The organism is bacterium (genome assembly GCA_030647005.1).
In the GTDB taxonomy this organism is placed as follows: domain Bacteria; phylum Patescibacteriota; class Patescibacteriia; order JACPHY01; family JACPHY01; genus JAUSKG01.
In genome coordinates, this window is the sequence record JAUSKG010000018.1 from 1 (window position 1) to 20,005 (window position 20,005).

Here is a 20,005-nt window from a genome sequence, read left to right on the forward strand (position 1 = left end):
GTGGAGAAATCTCGTCCTACAGGAACACGAGATCTCTCGACTCGCGGACTCGCTCGAGATGACGAGGGAAAGTAGAGCACCTCGCTCGAGATGACGGAAGATTGGAAGGTTCGGGGGAGGACTGATCCTCTTCTTCACAACCGAGAAAGGAGACACACATGTGCCGATTTGTGCTCGTGCTCGCCATGATGGCGAGCGGATGTGCTGCAACGCAGCATCCGGTGACGAGGACGGAGTACGAGCTCGTGCTCGAGGCGATCTACCACCCATCGTATGGGGAGTATCGCGGCTCGAGCAGCAAGCTCGCCAAGGTGCTCGCCGCGCTCCGCGCGAAGACGCCGGATGCGCTGCGCAAGGCGGGCATGGCGGATGCCGCGGACATCCTCAAGGGGTGTCCTGCAGGCGACGAGCGCGTTGACGTGGGGGCGATGGCGTACCCGGGTGGCATCAAACTCAAGGTGGACGTATCGTGCCTGACCGAGGGCGCAGAAGCGGGCCTGTACTTTTTGAGCAGAGACGAGACGTACACGTTCTTCGAGCTCCCGGGTATGGAGCGCGATCCGGAGGACAGCTTCTCCGTGGCGGAGCTCCAAGCCCGCTACGTCGATGTGGAAACGTACCGCGTAGACGGGTTGCGTATCCACGCACCACGCGATCTCGAGATGGAGTACGTCTCGATACTCCAGATGGTGCGTCTATCCCGTGAGGGGAAACTCCACATGAGCGTGGAGCGCACGGAGTCCGGGGGGTTCCACCTCGAGGTCAAACTCTCCATGGACCGAGTGCTCATCAGGGGCGGCGAAGCGTCGCGCATCGCGCCGTCGCTCGTGCGCATCATTGACGACTACGGAAACCGGAACGGAATCGTCACCCCCTGGGAGTGCTACAGGTTTAGCGATCATTTCATGGACATGCTCGCGGTCACCACCGCAGGCATCACCAATCCCGACGTGCTCCAGCACCTCCGCGACAAGGGCGTGGCCGTAGACGAAGCCAAGGAGTGGATCGCCAGCGTCGCAGAGCTGGAGGAGTACCCGGAGGGCAGCATCGATCCCGCACCGTAAATCCCCAGTGGCCAAGCCCTCGCGCTTGGCCACTCCCCCGAGTCATCGCAACGCGATGGTTCGGGGGAGGAAGGGTCCTCCCATTCACAAGAGAGAGGTCACGATGTACATGATGCTTGCCGTGGTGCTCATGCTCGCTGCGTGTGGTATAGGTACCCAACAGGCGGCGAACCACAATGCGTCAGGCGAAGTGATGCCCGGGACCATCACGGTCAACACGGGTGAGCAGACGCAGGTCTGCATGTCTGAAGAGGAGTTCGACGAAGCGCTCCACACTGCATCGTGCGGTGAGACGCCCGCCCTGCTCGTCGATGCGGAAACGCCAGCGCGAATAACTGATCCTGGCGGTGTCTTCACGGCATTTCGGCTGCTACTCCGAGCGGGATGCGAGGATGCACACGTGAGCTCCATGAGCGTCGGACTGTTCGTGGCACGCGCACCAACATTCTTTGGGGCACAAGTATTCTCCGCCCCACTCGCGGGCACATTCGACTATCCCGACGGCCTCATGTGGACAGGTTCCGGTGAAGCACTCCGCTGCAACGGGCCCGGTATCGTCGGCGATGGTTCCCTGGTTGTTTGTACACCGTTTAGGTCCGGTGTCGAACACGAGCATTTTCTACCCGTTCCAATCGGCGAAACCGTGGCGATCGAGTTCAACGTCGTGATGCAGTCATTCGTTGAGCCGGGTGTGTATCGTCTCATGCTACACGACATCGAAGTCGGCACTGGAACCGGTGAGCCCTTTGTCTTTCGGAACGTCCTCGGTCCTGAGATCGTGATTTCCGGGATCGAGTGAGCGTTTCTCGTGGCCAAGCCCTCGCGCTTGGCCACTCCCCCGAGTTTTCCATCGCCCGTCATTTCGACCGAGCGAGTCGGCAAGCGAGTGGAGAAATCTCGTCCTACAGGAACACGAGATCTCTCGACTCGCGGACTCGCTCGAGATGACGGAAGATTGGAGAGTTCGGGGGAGGAAGGGTCCTCCCATTCACAAGAGAGACAAGGAGTACGCAATGGAGATGACGTTGCGACAGCCGTGGCAGATGTTCGATTTCTCGAAGCGGGTGACCGATCCCGGCAAGAGAACATTGGTTCCCGCGGGTACCCACGAGGTGGAGCGCATCGCGCACCCGTGGGGGTTCACGCGTGACGGCGACACTCCCATCACGTGCATCGTCCTCAAGGGGACGCAGATTGGCATGGCTGAGGGCGCGGTGGCCCAGTGGGCCCCAGGCCAGACGGTCGACAAACCGGATCATCCCGACTACGGTCAGATCATCGACTGGGGCGAGCTCACCATCGAGATCACCGGAGGTGGCGCGTGAAGGCACTCACCAAGGGAGTCGTCGCTGCGGTGTTCCTCTGCGCCGCGTGCGGCGAACCGCAGCAGGTGGTCGAGCGCGAGGAGGCGTGCGGGCCGGTGGCAGTCGTCCACCATGAGAACCGGTACATTGACACGGGAAGTGCGGATGGCCTCGGCATCGAGCTTGCTGACATTGTCGGTGGGTGCGGCGATGCGCAGGTGACGAGCATCACCGTCGGTCTCTACCTGCGTATCGAGGGCGCACAGGGCATCCGGCGCGTGCCGCTCTGCGACGTCCTCTCGTGCAGCGAGCCGATCGCGCTCCGGACGACGGAGCGTGAGCTCGTACCCACGATGGTGCGCGACATCTACGGCAACGGCGCGGACGGCATCTCCTACCAGCAGGAGCGAGACGGCGGTACGTTCCCGATTCCCATCGAGGGGTCGCGGTCGCTCTGGATGCAGCTCGGGGAACTCGCACCACATACACCCGTCGGACTCTACGTCTTTGTCGTCGAGGTGCTCGAGGTGGCGGAGGGCGATGCAGTATCGCAGTTCGAGTTCCTCGTGAGCCCATCATTCGCAGTGCTCGAGTGAACACCAGCGGAGAGAGGAAGACCGATGCAGACATTTCGTGATGCACTCGTTGCCGCCGGACACGTGACCCCGCAGGATGCGCGGCGCGTGAAGAAAGTGCAAGAGCGGAGCGAGGCCGAAGCGCAACAGCAGAAGCATCGTGATCTCGCCTCGCGCGAGCAGGATTCCCAGATGTCGGACGACGACATCGCACGGGAGATTCTCGCCCGCGCCGGTGAGCAGTAGCAAAGACGCCCTGGACCACACGCGATGTGTGGTCAGGGCTTCCCCTCAGCGATCGCACGCGCGATCCTTGAGGGGAGGAGACGGGTAGGTGATGGCGGTTCTGGCGACCGTACGCAAGTCGGCTTCCAGAGCCACCTCTCTCCTCCCATCGCCTACCCATCTCTCCCAACGACCCCCCACACGGGGGTCGTTTGCGCTGGAGTGCCGCGCAGTGCTCTGGTATGCTGGAGCTGCGAACCCCCGCCTGTCATTGCGAGGAATGAGTCCGCGAGTGACGTGGCAATCCCGGTCGTACCGGTACGGGGTGAAAGCTTGGTGCGCCTATGACCGGGATTGCCGCGTCGAGGACTCCTCGCAATGACAGAGCAGCGAGGACTCGGCTCGCAATGACACTCTTTTGCAGGGACCCTATGGATATCTTCATTGGCGCGGATCATCGCGGGTTCACGCTCAAGGCGAAGCTCGTCGCGTGGTTGGCATCACAGGGCCACACGGTGCACGATGTTGGCGCGGAGCAGTATCGGGAGGACGACGACTTCCCGCAGTACGCGGCTGCAGTTGCGCGTGCGGTTGCGGAGCAGCGCGAGGCACTCGGCGTGGCGATCTGCGGCTCCGGCGGAGGCGCGAGCATCGCCGCGAACAAGATCGTCGGCGCGCGCGCGGTGGTGGTGCAGTCGCCGGAGCTCGCCGAGTACGCGCGTCGCGAAGATGACGTGAATGTGCTCGCGCTCGCAGCGGACTTTACGACGTTTGCGGACGCGCGCGCCATCACCCGCGCGTTCATTGCGACGCCATTTGATCCTGTCGAGCGTCACGTGCGTCGCCTCGAGCAGGTGGCGGCACTCGAGCGATAACGTATGCGCCTCGAAGTTGTCCCGGCCATCCTCGTGAAGCGCGAAGCGGAGTTCCGCGCGAAGCTGCGCATCGCTGAGCGGCTCGCGCCACTCGTGCAGATTGATGTCATGGACGGGAAATTTGTTCCAAACAAGACGTGGGCCGTACCAAAGGTCATCGCCCAGTGGCGGACACCCGCGCGGTTTGAGGTGCACCTCATGGTGCGTGAGCCGTTCCAGGCCGTTGCGGCGTGGGGCGCACTCGCGCGCGTCCAGCGCATCATCGTTCACGCAGAGGCGACTGAGCGGCTCGCGGAGCTCCTCGCGGATGTGCACCTCACCGGCAAGGAGGTGGGCCTCGCGATCAACCCAAAGACGGCGCTGCGCGAGGTCTCGCCCGCGATCGCCCACGTGGACATGGTTCTCGTCATGGCGAACGCGCCCGGGTTCTCGGGGCGACCGTTCCGCTCCGCGACGCTCACGCGCATTGCGCGCCTCCGGCGGCAGTACCCCGCGCTCCCTATCGGCGTGGACAGCGGGGTGAACGTGGACACCGCGCCACGACTCCGTGCAGCCGGTGCGACGCACATCGCCGCGACGAGCGCAATCTTCGACGCCGACGACCCCGCGCGGGCGTACCGCGCACTGCGGCGGGCGTTTCTTGCGGGTTGATGAATCGTAAGCACCATCCTATGTACCGTACCCGTGTTCTCCTCCTCGGCATCGCGGTTGGCGTCCTGCTCATGGGTGCCGGATGTGGCGCGCGCGACGCGGCGCCGACGGCCCCCGCTCCCGCGCCGACGTTTATCGAGCCCGAGCTGCCGCCGCTGCCCGATGCATCCTCTGCACCGATTGCGCCGCCGACACCCGCCGACGCGGTGCCGACCACGCCGCTCCCGCTCCCCGTGGAGCAGCCAGGGAACGCCACCGCACCGCCGCGCGCAGTGGATGCGCCCCCGCTCCCGCTTCCGCCGGAAGCGGAGGCACCAGCCCCGCGCACCATCGCGATCACCGCGAAGCAGTGGGAATTTGTTCCGAGCACCATCCGCCTCACACGCGGCGAGCCCGTGGTGCTCGAGGTGACGAGCATTGACGTGGACCACGGGTTCTCTGCGCCCGACCTTGGTATCAACGAGCACCTGAGCCCGGGCGGCATCGCGCGCATCGCGATCACTCCACAAAAAATCGGCACGTTTCCCATGAGCTGCAACATTTTTTGTGGTGCCGGACACGGCACCATGCGCGGATCCATTGTTGTGGAGTGATGCACAGCGCAAAACGAGAGCATGACGCTCTCGTTTTGCTATGATGGAGGTGCATGACGATCAAACAGCTCGAGCGGACCGCGAACGCGATACGGCAGGATGTCATCCGCATGCTCGTTGCGGCCGGATCGGGGCACTCTGCTGGCCCACTCGGCATGGCGGATGTGTTCACCGCGCTCTACTTCGCGGTGCTCAACCACGATCCGAAGCATCCAGACGACCCGCACCGCGATCGCCTCTTCCTCTCGAACGGTCACATCTGCCCCGTGTGGTACGCGACGCTCGCGCACGCGGGCTACCTCTCGAAGCGCGAGATGCGGACGACGCTCCGCACGCTCGGCTCACGGCTCCAGGGTCACCCGCATAAGCACGCGCTCCCGCCGATCGAGAATCCCTCCGGCCCGCTCGGCCAGGGGCTCTCCCAAGCCGTGGGCTACGCGTACGCCGCGCGCATGGATGGCGTGAAGTTCCAGACGTACTGCATCCTCTCCGACGGCGAGCAGGAGGAGGGGCAGACGTGGGAGGCCATCATGTTCGCGGGCAAGCAGAAACTCGCCGCCCTCACCGCGATTATGGATCGCAACAATATCCAGATCGATGGTGCGACCGAGGACATCATGCCCCTCGAACCGCTCCGCGCGAAGTACGAAGCGTTCAACTGGCACGTCATCGAGGTGGACGGGCACAACATCGAGGGAATCATCGACGCGTGCAACCTCGCCAAGGCGGTCGTCGAGAAGCCCGTCCTCATCCTCGCGCACACCATCCCGGGCAAGGGCGTGGATTTCATGGAGTACGATTTCGTCTGGCACGGCAAGCCGCCGAACTCCGATGAAGCGCGGCGTGCGCTCCACGACCTCCGCACGCTCCGCGGGAAGATCGTGGGGGAACACGAATAGCACGCGTGAAGGTCATTATGCTCTCGAAATCGCTCAACCCGAAGTTGTTCTTCAAGAACGTCGAGATGGTCCCAACCCGCAATGGGTACGGGGAGGGTTTGGTGGAGGCGGGGAAGCGCGACCGCAACGTCGTCGTGCTGTGTTGCGACCTCACGGAGTCCACGCGATCGCTCGCGTTCGCGGAGCGTTTCCCGGAGCGTTTTGTTGAGGTAGGTGTCGCCGAACAGAACATGACAGGGCTCGCTGCGGGCATGGCGACCTATGGCAAGGTGCCATTCACGTCATCCTACGCGGTGTTCTCGCCCGGGCGCAACTGGGAGCAGACGCGCCTCGCCATCGCGTACGGTGAGGCGAACGTGAAGATCGCGGGTGCGCATGCGGGTATCAGCGTGGGGCCGGACGGTGCCACGCACCAGGCGCTCGAGGACATCGCGATCATGCGCGTGCTCCCGGGCATGGTCGTGCTCGCGCCGTGCGACGTGTACGAGACGCGGAAGGCGGTCCTCGCAGCCGCGGAATACCGTGGGCCGGTCTACCTGCGCTTCACGCGGGAGGCGACGCCGGTCATCACGACGCCGCGCGCGCCGTTCGCCATCGGCAAGGCGCAGGTGCTCCGCACGGGGCGCGACGCGACGATCATCGCCGCGGGCCCGCTCGTCTTTGAGGCACTCCTCGCCGCAGAGGCACTCGCAGGAAACCGCGTGGCGATCACGCGGCTCCTCGAACGCTACCCCGCGATCGCGAAGCGCGTGAAGTCCTCGTCCCTCCACGGCCACTCGATGCAGCGCGCGCGACAGACGACGAAGTGGACGCCCGCGCTCATCCGCGACCGCCTCACCCGCGCCGGCCGCATGGACGTGGAGGTCATCAACTGCCCCACGATCAAACCGCTCGACTACGGCACGATCGTCACGAGCGCAAAGAAGACCGGCCGCGTTGTCACCGTGGAGGAGCACCAAATCACCGGAGGCCTCTTTGGTGCGATCGCCGAGCTCCTCGCCCGCCACCACCCCACCCCCATCACCCCCATCGGCATGCCGAACAGTTTTGGCGAGAGTGGCAAACCCATGGAACTGTTGGAGAAGTACGGGATGACGGCTCCGTGGATCATTGATGCACTCATGTAGCCACCATCATCCTTATGGATACACCACGCTGGAAACGTCCGCGCATGATCATCGGTGCTCTCCTCGTGCTACTCGTATTGAGCGGCCTCTACGTGTTCTTTATTTCTAAAGCGCAATATTGCGCGCAGTTTTCTGGCACCTATTCGTATGCTTGGGGTGGCGGGCTAGAACGATGCAGCCGTGCAGGGTGCAACCCGAGCATCGTGCGGGACCTTCCCGATGATCCCAGGACGTATGATGACGAAGCATACGAGCTTCGATGCGCGCGATGAGCTATGTACGACCTCATCACCATTGGCGATGTCAAGCTCGATACGTTCATCGTGCTCGACGACGCGTCGCTCCAGTGCTCGCTCAAGGAGGAGGACGGGTGCAAGCTGTGCATCGCGTACGGCGCGAAGATTCCCGTGCAGGATTTCGAGCCGCAGATCGCGGGGTCGGCGGCGAACGTCGCTGTCGCGCTCGCGCGGTTGCGGCGGAAGACCGCGATCTACTCCATCGTTGGGCACGACCCCACGGGCACGCTCGCGTTCGAGCGCATGCGGGAGGAGGGCGTTGACACAAAGTTCCTCAAGAAGACGCAGGCGCGCTCCAGTCGGTCGAGCTACTCGGTCGTCATCACGTACAAGGGCGACCGCACGATTCTCGGCGTGCTCCACCCGCGCCGGTATCGGCTGCCGTCGAAGCTCGGCGCCACGCGGTGGCTCTACCTCTCGGAGATGGGTGAGGATTTCGCGCCGCTCTATCGCGATGTCGTTGCGCTCGCGAAGCGGCGAGGGGTCAAGATCGGGTTCAACCCAGGGTCGTACCAGCTCCGCGCCGGCGCGCGTGCGCTCAAGCAGCTTCTCCGCGTGACGACGGTGCTGTTCGTGAACATGGAGGAGGGGCACGAGCTCCTCGGCGAGAAGAATGGGCGTGATATCCGGCACCTCGTGACGGCACTCTGGAAGCTCGGGCCGGCAGCCGTAGTCGTCACGGACGGAGCGGAGGGCGCGTACGCGTTTGATGGCGGTGAGGTCTGGCACGTACCTGCATTTCCTGCGACAGTGAAGGAGCGTACTGGTGCCGGTGACAGTTTGGCGTCGGGGGTCGTGGGCGCACTCCTCAGTGAGAAGTCCATCGCAGAGGCCCTGCGCTGGGGTGCTGCAAACGCCGCGAGTGCCGTCGAGGAGATCGGTCCGCAGCACGGCCTCCTCACGAGAGCAAAGATGGCGCGCGCCCTCAAGCAACACGCGAAAATCACCGCGGTAGCGATGTAGTTTCTATGCTCGCAAAAAATCCCGTGCAGCTCCTCCAGAAAGCCCTCCGCGGCGGATACGCCATCGGTGCATTCAACGTGAACAACCTCGAGCTGCTCCAGGGCATCATCCGCGGAGCGGTGGCGCAGCGCGCACCGGTGATCCTCCAGACGAGCGAGGGGGCGATCGCGTATGCGGGCATGGAAGAGCTCCTCGCGATGATGCGCGTTGCAGCGGCGCGGGTTCGCGTGCCGGTTGTTTTGCACCTCGACCACGGAAAGGACATCGACATCATCCGCGCGGCGATCAAAGCCGGATACACGAGTGTCATGTACGATGGCTCGTCGCTTCCATACGATGAAAATGTTCGCAATACGATGCGGGTCGTGCGGTGGGCGCACGATGCGGGTGTTGTTGTGGAGGCGGAGCTCGGAGCGATTGCCGGAACGGAGGATGCGGTATCGGTTGCGGATCGCGAAGCGACGTACACGATTCCGGAGCAAGCGCTCGACTTCGTTGAACGCACCGGGTGTGACAGTTTGGCGGTCGCCATCGGCACCGCGCATGGGGTCCGCAAATCGCCAACCGTCAATCAGCAATCAGCAATTGTCTTGGATATTGCGCGCCTCAAGCGCATCCATGCGCTCCTCCCGAAAGTCCCGCTCGTGCTCCACGGGGCCTCGTCGGTTCCGGAGTCGCTCGTCGGCGAGACGGAGATGTACTGCGCGCTTCTCGGTGACTGCCAGCGCCTGGAAGGTGCGCAGGGCATACCGGATGAGCAGGTGCGGCAGGCGATTGGGAACGGCGTCTGCAAGATCAACACGGATACCGATCTCCGCATCGCGTTTACGTCTGCGGTACGCGAGACGCTCATCGAGCACAAGCAGCTCTACGACCCGCGGGAGCTCCTCGGCCCGGCGCGCGATTCCGTCCAGCGCATCGTCGAGCAGCGCATCGTCATGTTCGGGAGCGCCGGCAGGGCGTAGGCCTCGCGCGTATTTTTGGTACACTGGAGGAGTATGTTTGATGTCGTGACAATCGGTGCGGCAACACGTGATGTATTCCTGCGCTCCGGCGCGTGGGAGGTGCGCGAGGATGCCACATCTCCCACGGGTCTCGAGCAGTGCTTGCCGCTCGGCGCGAAGATTGAGATTGCGGCGCCGATCTTCACGACCGGCGGTGGCGCAATGAACGCCGCGGTGACGTTCGCGCAGCTCGGCGGGCTGCGGACCGCCACGGTGTGCCGTGTGGGTGACGATGCCGGTGCTGCGGAAGTGCGTGGGGCATTGCAGGAGCATGGCGTGGACACGCGATTGCTTCAGCGCGATGGGAAGCGCAGCACCGCGTACGCGGTCATCCTCCTCTCCGGCACCGGCCAGCGCACCATCCTCGTCCATCGCGGAGCGTCGAGTGCCATCGCGGTGCGCGACATCGCGTGGTCGCACCTCCGGGCACGCTGGATCTCCCTCTCCTCGCTCGGCGGCGATCTCGCGCTCGCGCGGCGAGTGCTCCGCCACGCACGCGAGCACGGCATCGCCGTTGCGTGGAACCCGGGCAGCGGTGAACTCGCCGCGGGCACCGCGAAGCTCCTCCCGCTCCTGCGAGATGTGACGGTGTTCAACGTGAACCGCGAGGAGGCGATGCGGCTGCTCTCCTCGCCGAGCACCGAGCACGCGGAGGTGACGCTCGCGCGGCTCTGCGCAGCGACGAACGTCGGCGCCATCGGCGATGCGCGCTACGTGCTCATGACCGACGGCGCACGTGGCGCATACGCCTGCGTCGGCGGGAGCACCTGGTTCGCGAGCGCGCGGAAGGTGAAGGCCGTGAACACCACCGGTGCCGGTGATGCATTCGGTTCCGGTTTCACCACCGGCCTCGCGCTGGGCTGGGACGCGCCCACCGCGCTCCGCCTCGGCATGACGAACGCCGAGAGCGTCATTCAGCACATGGGCGCGCAGCGCGGCATCCTCAAGAAGCTCCCCGCGAAGGTCACACTCGCGAAGTACCGCATCGCGCAGCTCGCAATACCGAGACCGTAGAAAAATGCCTCCTCACCCTTGCGCTTGCATGGTGTAGCGGAAACCTTTAGGTTTCCATCCGCCTTTCGCCACCAACCCGCCCACCACTTTGGATGGAGGCCTGAAGGCCTCCGCTACGCCATTGTTCTACGGTTGCAGCACTATGACCATCTACGTCACCCGCAACATCCCCGATGAAGGCCTCGCGCTCCTCCGCGCCAAGCGGCACGAGGTCATCGTGAATCCGATGGATCGCGCGCTCCGGAAGCAGGAGCTCATCGCCGCGCTCAAGGAACACCAGCCCGACGCGCTCCTCTGCCTCCTCACGGACACGATCGATGGCAGCGTGCTCGATGCGGGCGCACCAAACCTCAAAGTAGTGGCGAACTACGCAGTGGGCACCGACAACATTGATCTCGACGCAGCGAAGCAGCGCGGTATTCCCGTGACCCACACGCCGGGCGTCCTCACCGATGCGGTCGCCGAGCACACCGTCGCGCTCCTCTTTGCGCTCCTGCGGCACATTCCCGCCGCGGACAACTACGCGAAGGCCGGCCGCTACAAGGGGTGGGACCCGTTCCTCTTCCTCGGCCCGCAGATCAAGGGGAAGACGCTCGGCATCGTCGGGCTCGGCCGCATCGGTTTCGCCGTGGCGAAGCGTTGTGTGACGGGCATGGGCATGCGTGTCCTCTACAGCGACCCCAAGACGAGTCCGGAGTTCGAGCGCGAGTTTGGCGGTGAATTCCGCGCGCTCGATGACCTCCTCCGCGAGTCCGATGTCGTCTCCCTCCACGTCCCCCTTCTCCCGCAGACCCACCACCTCCTCAACGAGGAGCGCATCGCAAAGATGAAGCCGACCGCGTACCTCATCAACACGTCGCGCGGCCCCATCGTGGACGAGGAAGCACTCATTGATGCGCTCGTCATGCGACAGCTCGCCGGTGCCGCGCTCGATGTCTTCGAGTGCGAACCATCCATCGCCTGTCTCGCCGAGGACCACCTCAAGCTCAAGGCCATGCCGAACGTCATCCTCACCCCCCACATCGCGTCCGCCACCCTCGAAGCCCGCCAGGCAATGTCCCGCATGGCCGCCGAGAGCATTCTTTCGGTGTTCGCCGGCGAGGAGCCCCCGCACCGCGCGCGGTGAAATGGTGTAAGCAGCTCCACAGCGTAAGACCCCTCCGACATGCGTCGGAGGGGTCTGTGGGTCATGCGGGAGGCGCGCGTTCGTCGCGTGCAGGATCCGTGATCAGCACCCCAATCCCGCAGTCGGGTGCGCGGAGGTGGTGGGGGGCGTGGCAGGCGCGCGTGAGGAGCACCCGCGCGTCGTACAAGATGACGTAGGTCTGCTCGATCGCGCCCTGGCCGGTGAAGATGGGCCATATCCCCTCGATGAAGGAGGAGAGCTCCTCTGAGGCAATGGCCTCACGGAAGTCAGCGAGGGTGACGGGAGAGGGATATTGCATCCGCGTGCTCGCGGAACGCTCGGCACTCCGAAACATGGAGCCGCCGCCGCAGTTGCGCTGCACGAACTCCACCGCCCTCCATCCTCCCTCCGGTCTGGGCTCGACCATGATGACGGCATCCGCGTTCATGATCCTTCGCCCATCTTCGCTGCAGGCCATCGCGGTGGTGAAATCGGCTTCGATGAGACCTCGCGCAGTGATGAGCTCCACGTACAGTGCACCGCAGAGCGCGATGCGTGCCTCCTGCCACTTGGGGCGTCGGTGATGCCATTCGGCGATGAGGACATCAACGAGCTGCGCGCTGGAGCAGGCGGAGAGCATCGCGACGGCTCGCCGCCCTTCGACCTTCGGTCGCTCTTGACCGTGACCCCGCCGTTCAGCGGGGGGATCGAGCACGAATACGTCGGAGCCGCCGTGGAGACGCAGCACCGGGACGGCGGTCGTACCGAAGTAGAGGTCAACCTGTGTTTCGTCGAGCGCGGCCAACAATCGGATGATGGCGGGACCTTCGTAGGACAAGTACAAGCGTGCGGGGTGTTGCTGCGGCGTTGCACACCGCTCAAGGCAGCCCGAGATTGCCCAGTCGTCGTTCCATGTCCTGAGCGTCCAGGAATCCTTCCTGCGCCAGTCGGAACGCCGGTTCCCCGAGTGCGCACCGAGCACGAGCGCGGCCCACTGCGTGAGGTCCGGCTTATCCGCCTCGCGCTGAAACGCGAGCCACGCCTCGATGTCCTCGCGGCCGTACCACGCGTCCTGTGCGAACTGCGCGCGGACGAAGTTATCGCGCCGATCCTCCCAGGAGAGCGTGAAGATACTGTTGGTCTCTGTTCCCGACTCTTCTTGTTGTGAACGACCCATGTCATCCTCCCGGATGTTGCGCCGATCCGATTTTCACGTCGGTGTGGCGCGTTTCAGAGTTGCTCCCACATCTCCCGATGCCGGAGGTTGCGCGTGGCATCACGCCTCGCAACATGGGGAGCGTAGCATGGTGCATCGTGCGCGTCAACGACTCGCATGAGAGAAATACTGGGCCTTTCCTGCTGTTCATCGTTTTTGACACGGAGGCATTGGTTATCCTCATGGGGTGTGGACTGCTCAAAATGGATGTAATGCCGTGCTTGACACATGCGCGCGTTCGCGCTAGCGTGAAGGTGCTGCCCACGGTGGGCGGCATCTCACAGCACGAGGAGGCGGCAACATGGCACGCGATGCACGGCGGTATGGGAAGGATCATCGTGATCAGGCGCGACGCTCGCGCAAGCAGCATACGGCGCGCCGTCCGGTTTCCGGCGGAACGCCGCGCTACGCGACGACGATGCACGAGCGGCGCCACCGAGCTCGGGTCCCCAGCGCCATCGGCGATCGGGTCCGCAGCATCCACGTGCAGGTGGATCGTCGTCACGAGCGCAGCATGCGCACGGGTGCTGAGCGGCTCGTGCACGAGACGAGCCCGAAGCTCGTCATCACCTTCCGCGATCCGCAGCAGGGCATCCACGGCATGCCGGCGACACCGGCGACCACGCGCAAGCTCGCGAAGGCGAGCTTCACCGTCGCGGTGATCCAGCGCGTCCCGGAAGGAGCGCGCGATGCGCTGGCCGGTCCGCGCACGGGCCCGTACGACGAGCGCGGGTTTCGGCTCACCTGCTGCACGCCGAAAGACGGCCACCGACAGCGCGGGCAGCAGCGCGACGACACCGTCTACGATGTCGTAGACGAGCTGCAGGTCCTGCAGTTCCTCTACGAGTACGACCTCACCGCACTCTACGAGGTCCCGCACCTCGCGACGTGCGGGTTCCTTCCGAAGCGCGATGAGGATCGCGCGTACGAGAACGCCATCGTGGCGCAGGCAGATACGGTGCTTGGCACGTGGTCCGTCGCACCCTGGTGCGAACCGAAGACGTATCACGCGTCCCGACTCCACGATCGTCTCCTCCGTATCTTCGGGGATCTCGATCGCGCCGCACGCGCGTTCGAGCAGACCGTCCGCGGCGCGCGTGTGGCTGGTCCGTATAACCCGATGCGCATCGCACAGAAACAGCAGTTCTACTGCGCATCGGATGTGCGGACCGCCTACGCGATCGTCACACATCCGAACGGACATCGGCTCGTGGTGACGTACGATCTCCAGCACCGTGCGCTCATCGCCATCGAGCCGATTCGGCGAGATGTGCACGGCACGGAGATCCTCGACGGGTACCGCGCGCGGGTGCTCGAGAATCCGAACTACGACCGCATGCGTGCCACGGCGTTCTCTGGGTTTCTCGCCACCTTCTGGCCCGCGCAAACCGCATGAACCGCAAACGCTCCGACACTCGTCGGAGCGTTTCTCTGTGGTATCGTGATGGTATCCTATGCTCACCGCACTCCTCGCCGCGCTCGTCCCCACCTTTGGACTCCTCGCGCTCGGGTGGCTCTGGCGGCACCTCGATCGGAAGTCCGATGGCGCCGTGCACGCGCTCAACCGCTACGCCTTCGTCGTCGCGCTGCCGGCGCTCATCTTCCAATCCGTGTTCCACCTCCACGGGACCGCGGCACTCAGTGCAGTGGACGCACGGTACCTGCTCGGTATCGTCATCGGACATGTAGCCGTCGGCTGCCTCGCGCTTGGCGTGCATGTGTTCCGGCCGCGGAAGGACGTTCGCGCGCTCGCGCCGACGCTCCTCATGTTCGGCTCCACCGCGTACTTCGGGCTCCCGTTCGCCACCTACGCATTCGGTGCCGAGGGCGCCGGCATCGCCGCGATGGGCGCGGTCGCGCTCATCATCGTCGCGCTCGGCGCGGGCCTCGGCTCGCTCACCGCGCACGCGCCACGCAGGAAGCGCGAGGCATCGTGGCATCAGCTCTTCGAGCTCCCATTCCTCTGGGTGGTGCTCCTCGCCCTCGCCCTCCCGCTCCTCGGCATCACGACGCTCGCGCGACCGCTCGAGAGTGCCCTCAGTGCCGTGGCGAGCTCCGCCGCACCGGTCGCGCTCATCGCGCTCGGCGCGTTCGCGCACGACCTCTCACTCGCGCGCGTCCCCTGGCGGTGGGCGATCCCACTCGGCATCAGTAAGGTGCTCCTCCCCGCCGTCGCGAGCTTTGTAGCACTCACGCTCCTCGGTGTCTCCGGAATCCCGCTCGTCGTCGGCGTCACACTCGGTGCCACGCCGCTCGCGATTACGACCTTCACCCTCGCCGAGGAGTTCGATATCGGCCAGCCGCTCGTGGCCGGCACGATGGTGGTTTCCATCGTCACTGCCGTGCTCGCACTCACCGCAATCACCGCGCTCTGGATCGGGACGGGCGTGTTCCGGTAAGTATATTTCTGATTCTCCCCCTCTCCACGGAGTGGGGAGGGGGAGTGAGAGGGGGAGGGGCGGTATGCGACTGGACAATACGCTGCGTGAAGATTTTTTACACGCTAGGCGTCACGAAACGCCTTGAGCATTGCAATGTCCCGCGCTCGCTTTTCCGGTTGCGTTTCAAGAATGAGCGGGAGGTCCGCGATCGCGGGGTGACGCACGAACGCGCGCAGGCCGTCCGCGCCGATTGCGCCATCGCCCACGTGCTCATGGCGGTCGCGATTCGCGCCGATCTCCACCTTGGAGTCCTGGACGTGCGACATGCACAGGCGATCGAGGCCAATGGTCGCATCGAACTCCCGCAGTACGCGGTCAACGTCTGCCGTGGTGCGGAGATCGTAGCCGGAGGCGAACGCGTGCTGCGTGTCGAAGCAGACACCGATTCCTTTCGTCATCTCGAGCGAGTCCTCGAGTCGAGAGATCTCTTCAGCAGAACGAGATTTCTCCGCTCGCGGACTCGGTCGAAATGACAAAGATTCCGCCCCCGCGATGATCGTTGCGATCTCCTCGAACGTATCGCCGAGGACCGCGCCGGCACCCGCGGCGATCTCGATGAGGAACTCGGCAGAGCCGGTGTAGCCGCTGAGCGCGTCCGCGATTCCCTCAATGGCGAGCTGCACGCCGCGCTCCTCGCCCACCGCCTTCGTGGACCCGAGGTGCGTCATGACGTACCGCGCACCGAGGGCGGATGCGCGCTCGAGCTCCTCGCGAATGATGCGGCTACCAGCCGCACGCACGACGGGTCGCTCCGATGCGAGGTTGATGTAGTACGGCGTGTGCACGACCCACGTGGAAAACCCGTGTTGCGCGCACGCGTCACGGAACTGTCGAACGATCGCATCGGTGAGCGGCGGTGCCGCGCCCCCACGCGGCGAGCGCGTGAACATCTGGAAGCACTCGCATCCCTCCGCGCCCGCAGAAACGGGTGCGTTTTCCATTCCGCCGGCGATAGAGACGTGAGCACCGATGAGCGGCATAGCGAGCGAGGGAGATTAGTTCCAGCGTAGCACCTTGACACGGTGCGTACGTCGTAGTACGGTCACCGTAGACCCTTCACAACAGGAGCGTGATCAATGGTTACACACCTCAGTACGTTGGATTGGGTGTTCATCGCGTTCGTGAGCATCAGCACTATCATGGCGACGTTGCACGCTGTGCGGTGGGATAACGAGTACGAGGTGATGATCATCGGGTGCCCCGCGGTCGTGGCGGCCCTCGTCCTCGCCATGCACCGCAACGCCGATGCCACAGTGATCCACGCGTTGTTCTTCGTGCTCTTCTCCCTGACGATCAGCGTCGGCATGGGAATCGTCACACGCGAGACCATCGGTGCGTGGAAGCAGGGAGGGTCCGCGCGATGACTCCCATGCTCATCGGAACTGCCCCGTTTGCGGGGTGTCTCATCGTCGGGATCTTGATCGGCATGTCCATCGCTGATGCCAAACCACGTTGGCAAGCGTGGTTGAGTTCGTGCGTCGTCTGGTTCATCGCCGTCGGCAGCTGTTGCTACGATTGGTTCGTTGGCACATGCACACTCGCGGAGTCAGGAGCCCTCCTGATCTTCTCGGTGTTCGCATGGATCTCCTGCCTATTCACGTCCGGCCACACGGACGCAACGACACCGGCGCGCGAGGGATGACGGTGGCGACCACACTCTGCGTCATCGCAGCCACCTTCTACGCATTCGTGGTGATGCACGCGGCCCACGACCTCCAGGAGCGTATCCCCGAGGAGCGTCCCTGGGCATCCGATGCATCCAGCGCGATCATGGTTCTCGCTATCGGCAATCTGCTCTGTGGCATCCCGTTCTTGATGGCGACGTTCTCGCCGCTCCCGCGATACGATGCTGCAATCGTCGGTCTCGCGTGCTCGCTCGTTGGGACACTCCTCATGGCCTTCGTGCGCACGCAGCAGCGCACACGTCAGTGAACACCCTCGTCCAATCGGACGAGGGTGTTGTACGTCCCTTGACCTCGCGCGCGATACGTGCTATCCTCAGAAGGAGAATTGAGAGGAGGTTCTGATGGAGTTCCTTGCACAAATCATTACAGCATCGCAGTCGAAGATGATCCCGCTCATGGTCATGACCGTGGCCTACGGATTCGGCCTGCTCGTGTTCAGTCGTGCCGCATTTCGCTGGTCGCTCCGGAAGGCCGCTGGAGTCATTGGCGTGCTCGTCGCTGCGGGCATCACCTGCGCATTTGCGATCATCGCCACCGCATTCGACTACGGCGTCGTGCTCGTCATACTGCTCTGGATGCTCACCGCGGCACTGTACGGTGTGGTCGCGGCTATCATCATCCAGTCCGCATTCCGCGTCGCTTTCGCCGAGCATCGGGGAGGTGCGTGATGGTGCTCATCCACATCCTCACCATCATCTGCGTTGGCATCGTCACGCGGGAGTGCTGGACGCCGTCGCATTACGGCGCACGCGCCATCGCCTCTTCCGCAGCCATCTTCGGTGTCCTCGTGCTGATCCTCACGCTGCTCTTCGCGGTGGGCCGCGTACAATCGCTCGCGCCCTACGCGTGTTGGTTCTCGGCACTCACTGGCCTCTCGCTCGCGCGCGCCGCACGCGCACGCGCCCTCACGGGAGGTGCGTGATGGACGGCATGGTCATGAACCTGATCGCGGCGGTTGGTGGTGTACTCCTGGCGCACCGCAGCGTTCACTATCGGAAGGCGTGTCTGCGGGAGGACCTGCTCCTGTTCGATGTCATTGCGTGCATCGGTCTCACTATCGCCATCCGGTACTGGGCGGGTCCCATCCCTTTCTTCTATGGCGCGCTCACGTTCAGCGCGCTGCACCTTGGCGGTTGGATCAACCGAGATACTACGAATGATACGGGTGCAGGAGGCACCTAAACAGACACCCTCGTCCCATGGACGAGGGTGTTTTCCTGTTTACGCTAGCGTGATGTTTCTTTCCATTGCACCTGCTCGCGCATCCACTCGAGAACCTTCTGACTCCGCAGCATGTTGCGCACGTAGTCGCGGGACTCCTCAGACCTGATACGTTCGGTGAACCCCGCGTCATCCTTGTAGTGGTTGAGCTGCTTCTCGATCTCCGCGTCAACGTCCGCGTCCGCAACGACGCACACCTCCGGGTGCTGGACGGACACTGCGCGCGTGGCGAGCGAGACCTTCACGCGGCGGACGGCCTCCGGTGCCATCTCGATGAGGAAGTCGTCGCGCGTCTTCTTGAGCTGCGCGAGGTAGTCCTCAAACGGCAAGCCGCGCTGCGTGACGTTGTGCTCCAGCTCCTGAACCATGCGGTGTGCCTCGTTCGTGATGAGGATCTCCGGCAGCACCGCGGTGTCCATGCCGTCCGCGAGCTGGTCGAGGAGCTCAACGTCCTCCTGCCTGCGCGCCTTCTGCTTCGCTTCCTGTTCGAGGTTCTCGCGGACACGCCCGCGCAGCTGGATGAGGGAATCAAGCCCGAGACGCTGCGCGAACGCATCGTCCACGGCGGGGTACGTGACGGCGTACACATCCGTCACCTTCACGGTGCATGAGACGGTGGAGCCGGCGAACTGCTGCTGCGCGTGATCCTTCGGGAATGTCACATCGAACGTTTTCTCCTGGCCCTTCGCCATGCCGATGAGCTCCTCGCGCACCTTCGGGAGCGCGTAGTCCTCATCGAGGTAGATCTGGTGGCCGTCTGCGTGCCCACCCTCAAGCGGTACGCCATCTCGCGAGAGCACCATGGTGACCACGACCTTGTCCTGCGCGGTCGCGGCGCGGTCCACGAGCACCTCCACCGGTGCCATTTTCCGGAGATCGCCGAGCGCCTTCTCGAGGTCCGCATCCGTGATCTTCACTGGACGCTTCGTCACGCGGATGTCTGCGAGTGTCGGGAGTGTCACGTTCGGCAGGATCGCGACGGTTGCTTTGTACCGCACGGGGTTGCCCGGCACGAGCTGGAGGACCTCCACCTTTGGCGGTCCGACCGTCGTGAGCTGCTCCTGGGTGACGGCGCGCACGTAGGTATCGCGCACGGCGGGATCCATGGCCTCCTCGTACACGGCCATCTCGCCGTACTGCGCGATTGCAATGTCGAGTGACACCTTGCCCGGGCGGAATCCCTTGAGCGGGTGCTCGCGCGACAACGCGGCCGCGGCCTTCGTGAGGTACGGCGTGAGCTCATCGGCATCGAGCGTGATTTCAAGTTCGACTGCGGATTTCGGGAGCGTGGTGACGGAGACGTGCATAGGGGAGTGTGCAGTATGATCTCTGAAGAGTTTGGCACGGAGGTGGATAGGTGTCAAGCGAGAAGACGTGGATGACCGCTCGGCACAGCCGAGCGGTCATTGCGGTCAGGTTTTCGGTTTTTGCGCTGCGCGCGTAGCCGCGTTTTCACGCTCGACCTCCGCGCGCCAGATGAGGTACCGGCGACGTTCACGGAGTGAGTACCACCATGAGACGATCGGCTCGATGAGCTCGTCTCGCATGAGTCGCTCCCTGACACCCTGCAACCATGATCGTATCACGACATCCTCCTTTCGTTTTCCTAGAGCAATCCAACAATGAGCAGTGCAACGATGTTCACGATCTTGATCATCGGGTTGATGGCAGGTCCCGCCGTGTCCTTGTACGGATCACCAACGGTGTCGCCCGTCACCGCGGCCTT

26 protein-coding genes are annotated in these 20,005 nt (G+C 64.1%); 22 read left to right on the plus strand and 4 right to left on the minus strand.

Annotated elements, in window-relative coordinates; all coding sequences use genetic code 11:
- The first annotated feature begins 158 nt into the window (after nucleotides 1-158).
- The 14 genes from Q7S96_02000 (at nucleotide 159) to Q7S96_02065 (ending at nucleotide 11,716) form a co-directional block, all read left to right on the plus strand.
- Complete coding sequence (locus Q7S96_02000; GenBank protein ID MDO8463020.1) at nucleotides 159-1,064, plus strand: hypothetical protein; 906 nt, start codon at nucleotides 159-161, stop codon at nucleotides 1,062-1,064.
- Between the two features lie 103 nt (nucleotides 1,065-1,167).
- Nucleotides 1,168-1,863, plus strand: a complete 696-nt coding sequence (locus Q7S96_02005) for a hypothetical protein (GenBank protein MDO8463021.1) — start codon at nucleotides 1,168-1,170, stop codon at nucleotides 1,861-1,863.
- 214 nt (nucleotides 1,864-2,077) lie between these two features.
- Complete coding sequence (locus Q7S96_02010; GenBank protein ID MDO8463022.1) at nucleotides 2,078-2,389, plus strand: hypothetical protein; 312 nt, start codon at nucleotides 2,078-2,080, stop codon at nucleotides 2,387-2,389.
- On the plus strand, nucleotides 2,386-2,964 hold the full coding sequence (locus Q7S96_02015; GenBank protein ID MDO8463023.1) for a hypothetical protein: 579 nt from the start codon (nucleotides 2,386-2,388) through the stop codon (nucleotides 2,962-2,964). The genes Q7S96_02010 and Q7S96_02015 overlap by 4 nt, the downstream gene beginning before the upstream one ends.
- Nucleotides 2,965-2,988: 24 nt before the next feature.
- A complete protein-coding gene (locus Q7S96_02020; GenBank protein MDO8463024.1) occupies nucleotides 2,989-3,189 on the plus strand; it encodes a hypothetical protein in 201 nt (66 codons plus the stop codon).
- Nucleotides 3,190-3,599: 410 nt separating this feature from the next.
- Entirely contained in the window at nucleotides 3,600-4,043 is a 444-nt protein-coding gene (locus tag Q7S96_02025; GenBank protein ID MDO8463025.1) for an RpiB/LacA/LacB family sugar-phosphate isomerase, read from the plus strand.
- 3 nt (nucleotides 4,044-4,046) lie between these two features.
- Nucleotides 4,047-4,694, plus strand: coding sequence for a ribulose-phosphate 3-epimerase (locus Q7S96_02030; protein ID MDO8463026.1), 648 nt, complete (start codon nucleotides 4,047-4,049; stop codon nucleotides 4,692-4,694).
- Nucleotides 4,695-4,714: 20 nt separating this feature from the next.
- Nucleotides 4,715-5,287: a cupredoxin domain-containing protein gene (locus tag Q7S96_02035; GenBank protein MDO8463027.1), complete on the plus strand. Its 573-nt coding sequence runs from the start codon at nucleotides 4,715-4,717 to the stop codon at nucleotides 5,285-5,287.
- A gap of 53 nt (nucleotides 5,288-5,340) precedes the next feature.
- A complete protein-coding gene (locus Q7S96_02040; GenBank protein MDO8463028.1) occupies nucleotides 5,341-6,186 on the plus strand; it encodes a transketolase in 846 nt (281 codons plus the stop codon).
- Nucleotides 6,187-6,203: 17 nt separating this feature from the next.
- Nucleotides 6,204-7,313: a transketolase C-terminal domain-containing protein gene (locus Q7S96_02045; GenBank protein ID MDO8463029.1), complete on the plus strand. Its 1,110-nt coding sequence runs from the start codon at nucleotides 6,204-6,206 to the stop codon at nucleotides 7,311-7,313.
- A gap of 275 nt (nucleotides 7,314-7,588) precedes the next feature.
- Nucleotides 7,589-8,572, plus strand: coding sequence for a PfkB family carbohydrate kinase (locus tag Q7S96_02050; protein MDO8463030.1), 984 nt, complete (start codon nucleotides 7,589-7,591; stop codon nucleotides 8,570-8,572).
- A 5-nt stretch (nucleotides 8,573-8,577) separates the two neighbouring features.
- Nucleotides 8,578-9,537: a class II fructose-bisphosphate aldolase gene (locus Q7S96_02055; protein MDO8463031.1), complete on the plus strand. Its 960-nt coding sequence runs from the start codon at nucleotides 8,578-8,580 to the stop codon at nucleotides 9,535-9,537.
- A gap of 33 nt (nucleotides 9,538-9,570) precedes the next feature.
- Complete coding sequence (locus tag Q7S96_02060) at nucleotides 9,571-10,590, plus strand: carbohydrate kinase family protein (protein MDO8463032.1); 1,020 nt, start codon at nucleotides 9,571-9,573, stop codon at nucleotides 10,588-10,590.
- A 142-nt stretch (nucleotides 10,591-10,732) separates the two neighbouring features.
- Entirely contained in the window at nucleotides 10,733-11,716 is a 984-nt protein-coding gene (locus tag Q7S96_02065; GenBank protein MDO8463033.1) for a D-glycerate dehydrogenase, read from the plus strand.
- 61 nt (nucleotides 11,717-11,777) lie between these two features.
- On the opposite strand, the gene Q7S96_02070 is transcribed toward Q7S96_02065, so the two are convergent.
- Nucleotides 11,778-12,893, minus strand: coding sequence for a hypothetical protein (locus tag Q7S96_02070; GenBank protein ID MDO8463034.1), 1,116 nt, complete (start codon nucleotides 12,891-12,893; stop codon nucleotides 11,778-11,780).
- A 340-nt stretch (nucleotides 12,894-13,233) separates the two neighbouring features.
- Between Q7S96_02070 and Q7S96_02075 the strand changes: the two genes are divergently transcribed.
- Together Q7S96_02075 and Q7S96_02080 are read left to right on the plus strand one after the other, a co-directional pair.
- The gene (locus Q7S96_02075; GenBank protein ID MDO8463035.1) at nucleotides 13,234-14,328 is read left to right on the plus strand and encodes a hypothetical protein; all 1,095 of its coding nucleotides are present in this window, start codon (nucleotides 13,234-13,236) and stop codon (nucleotides 14,326-14,328) included.
- 58 nt (nucleotides 14,329-14,386) lie between these two features.
- Complete coding sequence (locus tag Q7S96_02080; protein MDO8463036.1) at nucleotides 14,387-15,331, plus strand: hypothetical protein; 945 nt, start codon at nucleotides 14,387-14,389, stop codon at nucleotides 15,329-15,331.
- Nucleotides 15,332-15,435: 104 nt separating this feature from the next.
- Here the strand turns inward: Q7S96_02080 and Q7S96_02085 are convergent, their stop codons facing one another.
- Nucleotides 15,436-16,353, minus strand: a complete 918-nt coding sequence (locus tag Q7S96_02085; protein MDO8463037.1) for a deoxyribonuclease IV — start codon at nucleotides 16,351-16,353, stop codon at nucleotides 15,436-15,438.
- A gap of 96 nt (nucleotides 16,354-16,449) precedes the next feature.
- Here Q7S96_02085 and Q7S96_02090 point away from each other — a divergent pair, with 96 nt between their 5' ends.
- The 6 genes from Q7S96_02090 (at nucleotide 16,450) to Q7S96_02115 (ending at nucleotide 18,240) form a co-directional block, all read left to right on the plus strand.
- Nucleotides 16,450-16,737: a hypothetical protein gene (locus Q7S96_02090; GenBank protein ID MDO8463038.1), complete on the plus strand. Its 288-nt coding sequence runs from the start codon at nucleotides 16,450-16,452 to the stop codon at nucleotides 16,735-16,737.
- 5 nt (nucleotides 16,738-16,742) lie between these two features.
- Complete coding sequence (locus tag Q7S96_02095) at nucleotides 16,743-17,015, plus strand: hypothetical protein (protein MDO8463039.1); 273 nt, start codon at nucleotides 16,743-16,745, stop codon at nucleotides 17,013-17,015.
- Nucleotides 17,016-17,017: 2 nt separating this feature from the next.
- Nucleotides 17,018-17,305 (plus strand): hypothetical protein, encoded by a 288-nt coding sequence (locus Q7S96_02100; protein ID MDO8463040.1) that lies wholly within the window; start codon nucleotides 17,018-17,020, stop codon nucleotides 17,303-17,305.
- A 94-nt stretch (nucleotides 17,306-17,399) separates the two neighbouring features.
- Nucleotides 17,400-17,726, plus strand: coding sequence for a hypothetical protein (locus Q7S96_02105; protein ID MDO8463041.1), 327 nt, complete (start codon nucleotides 17,400-17,402; stop codon nucleotides 17,724-17,726).
- Nucleotides 17,726-17,980, plus strand: a complete 255-nt coding sequence (locus Q7S96_02110) for a hypothetical protein (protein MDO8463042.1) — start codon at nucleotides 17,726-17,728, stop codon at nucleotides 17,978-17,980. Before Q7S96_02105 ends, Q7S96_02110 begins: the two co-directional genes overlap by 1 nt.
- A gap of 8 nt (nucleotides 17,981-17,988) precedes the next feature.
- On the plus strand, nucleotides 17,989-18,240 hold the full coding sequence (locus tag Q7S96_02115) for a hypothetical protein (protein MDO8463043.1): 252 nt from the start codon (nucleotides 17,989-17,991) through the stop codon (nucleotides 18,238-18,240).
- 44 nt (nucleotides 18,241-18,284) lie between these two features.
- On the opposite strand, the gene tig is transcribed toward Q7S96_02115, so the two are convergent.
- Nucleotides 18,285-19,586 carry a trigger factor gene (gene tig / locus Q7S96_02120; protein ID MDO8463044.1) on the minus strand — a complete coding sequence of 434 codons (1,302 nt, stop codon included), beginning with the start codon at nucleotides 19,584-19,586 and terminating at the stop codon, nucleotides 18,285-18,287.
- A 299-nt stretch (nucleotides 19,587-19,885) separates the two neighbouring features.
- Nucleotides 19,886-20,005 (minus strand): sodium/proton-translocating pyrophosphatase (locus tag Q7S96_02125; protein MDO8463045.1); only part of this gene is annotated, 120 nt, incomplete at its 5' end.

What these genes read in the sequence shown, in the direction of transcription:
- Q7S96_02040 (MDO8463028.1), top strand. Translation starts at nt 5,341, where the DNA reads ATGACGATCAAACAGCTCGAGCGGACCGCGAACGCGATACGGCAGGAT.
- Q7S96_02030 (MDO8463026.1), top strand. Translation starts at nt 4,047, where the DNA reads ATGCGCCTCGAAGTTGTCCCGGCCATCCTCGTGAAGCGCGAAGCGGAG.
- Q7S96_02090 (MDO8463038.1), top strand. Translation starts at nt 16,450, where the DNA reads ATGGTTACACACCTCAGTACGTTGGATTGGGTGTTCATCGCGTTCGTG.
- Q7S96_02045 (MDO8463029.1), top strand. Translation starts at nt 6,204, where the DNA reads ATGCTCTCGAAATCGCTCAACCCGAAGTTGTTCTTCAAGAACGTCGAG.
- Q7S96_02105 (MDO8463041.1), top strand. Translation starts at nt 17,400, where the DNA reads ATGGAGTTCCTTGCACAAATCATTACAGCATCGCAGTCGAAGATGATC.
- Q7S96_02035 (MDO8463027.1), top strand. Translation starts at nt 4,715, where the DNA reads ATGTACCGTACCCGTGTTCTCCTCCTCGGCATCGCGGTTGGCGTCCTG.
- Q7S96_02085 (MDO8463037.1), bottom strand. Translation starts at nt 16,353, where the DNA reads ATGCCGCTCATCGGTGCTCACGTCTCTATCGCCGGCGGAATGGAAAAC.
- Q7S96_02020 (MDO8463024.1), top strand. Translation starts at nt 2,989, where the DNA reads ATGCAGACATTTCGTGATGCACTCGTTGCCGCCGGACACGTGACCCCG.
- Q7S96_02115 (MDO8463043.1), top strand. Translation starts at nt 17,989, where the DNA reads ATGGTCATGAACCTGATCGCGGCGGTTGGTGGTGTACTCCTGGCGCAC.
- Q7S96_02080 (MDO8463036.1), top strand. Translation starts at nt 14,387, where the DNA reads ATGCTCACCGCACTCCTCGCCGCGCTCGTCCCCACCTTTGGACTCCTC.
- Q7S96_02000 (MDO8463020.1), top strand. Translation starts at nt 159, where the DNA reads ATGTGCCGATTTGTGCTCGTGCTCGCCATGATGGCGAGCGGATGTGCT.
- Q7S96_02075 (MDO8463035.1), top strand. Translation starts at nt 13,234, where the DNA reads ATGGCACGCGATGCACGGCGGTATGGGAAGGATCATCGTGATCAGGCG.
- Q7S96_02055 (MDO8463031.1), top strand. Translation starts at nt 8,578, where the DNA reads ATGCTCGCAAAAAATCCCGTGCAGCTCCTCCAGAAAGCCCTCCGCGGC.
- Q7S96_02025 (MDO8463025.1), top strand. Translation starts at nt 3,600, where the DNA reads ATGGATATCTTCATTGGCGCGGATCATCGCGGGTTCACGCTCAAGGCG.
- Q7S96_02010 (MDO8463022.1), top strand. Translation starts at nt 2,078, where the DNA reads ATGGAGATGACGTTGCGACAGCCGTGGCAGATGTTCGATTTCTCGAAG.
- Q7S96_02005 (MDO8463021.1), top strand. Translation starts at nt 1,168, where the DNA reads ATGTACATGATGCTTGCCGTGGTGCTCATGCTCGCTGCGTGTGGTATA.
- Q7S96_02060 (MDO8463032.1), top strand. Translation starts at nt 9,571, where the DNA reads ATGTTTGATGTCGTGACAATCGGTGCGGCAACACGTGATGTATTCCTG.
- Q7S96_02110 (MDO8463042.1), top strand. Translation starts at nt 17,726, where the DNA reads ATGGTGCTCATCCACATCCTCACCATCATCTGCGTTGGCATCGTCACG.
- Q7S96_02095 (MDO8463039.1), top strand. Translation starts at nt 16,743, where the DNA reads ATGCTCATCGGAACTGCCCCGTTTGCGGGGTGTCTCATCGTCGGGATC.
- Q7S96_02050 (MDO8463030.1), top strand. Translation starts at nt 7,589, where the DNA reads ATGTACGACCTCATCACCATTGGCGATGTCAAGCTCGATACGTTCATC.
- Q7S96_02070 (MDO8463034.1), bottom strand. Translation starts at nt 12,893, where the DNA reads ATGGGTCGTTCACAACAAGAAGAGTCGGGAACAGAGACCAACAGTATC.
- tig (MDO8463044.1), bottom strand. Translation starts at nt 19,586, where the DNA reads ATGCACGTCTCCGTCACCACGCTCCCGAAATCCGCAGTCGAACTTGAA.
- Q7S96_02065 (MDO8463033.1), top strand. Translation starts at nt 10,733, where the DNA reads ATGACCATCTACGTCACCCGCAACATCCCCGATGAAGGCCTCGCGCTC.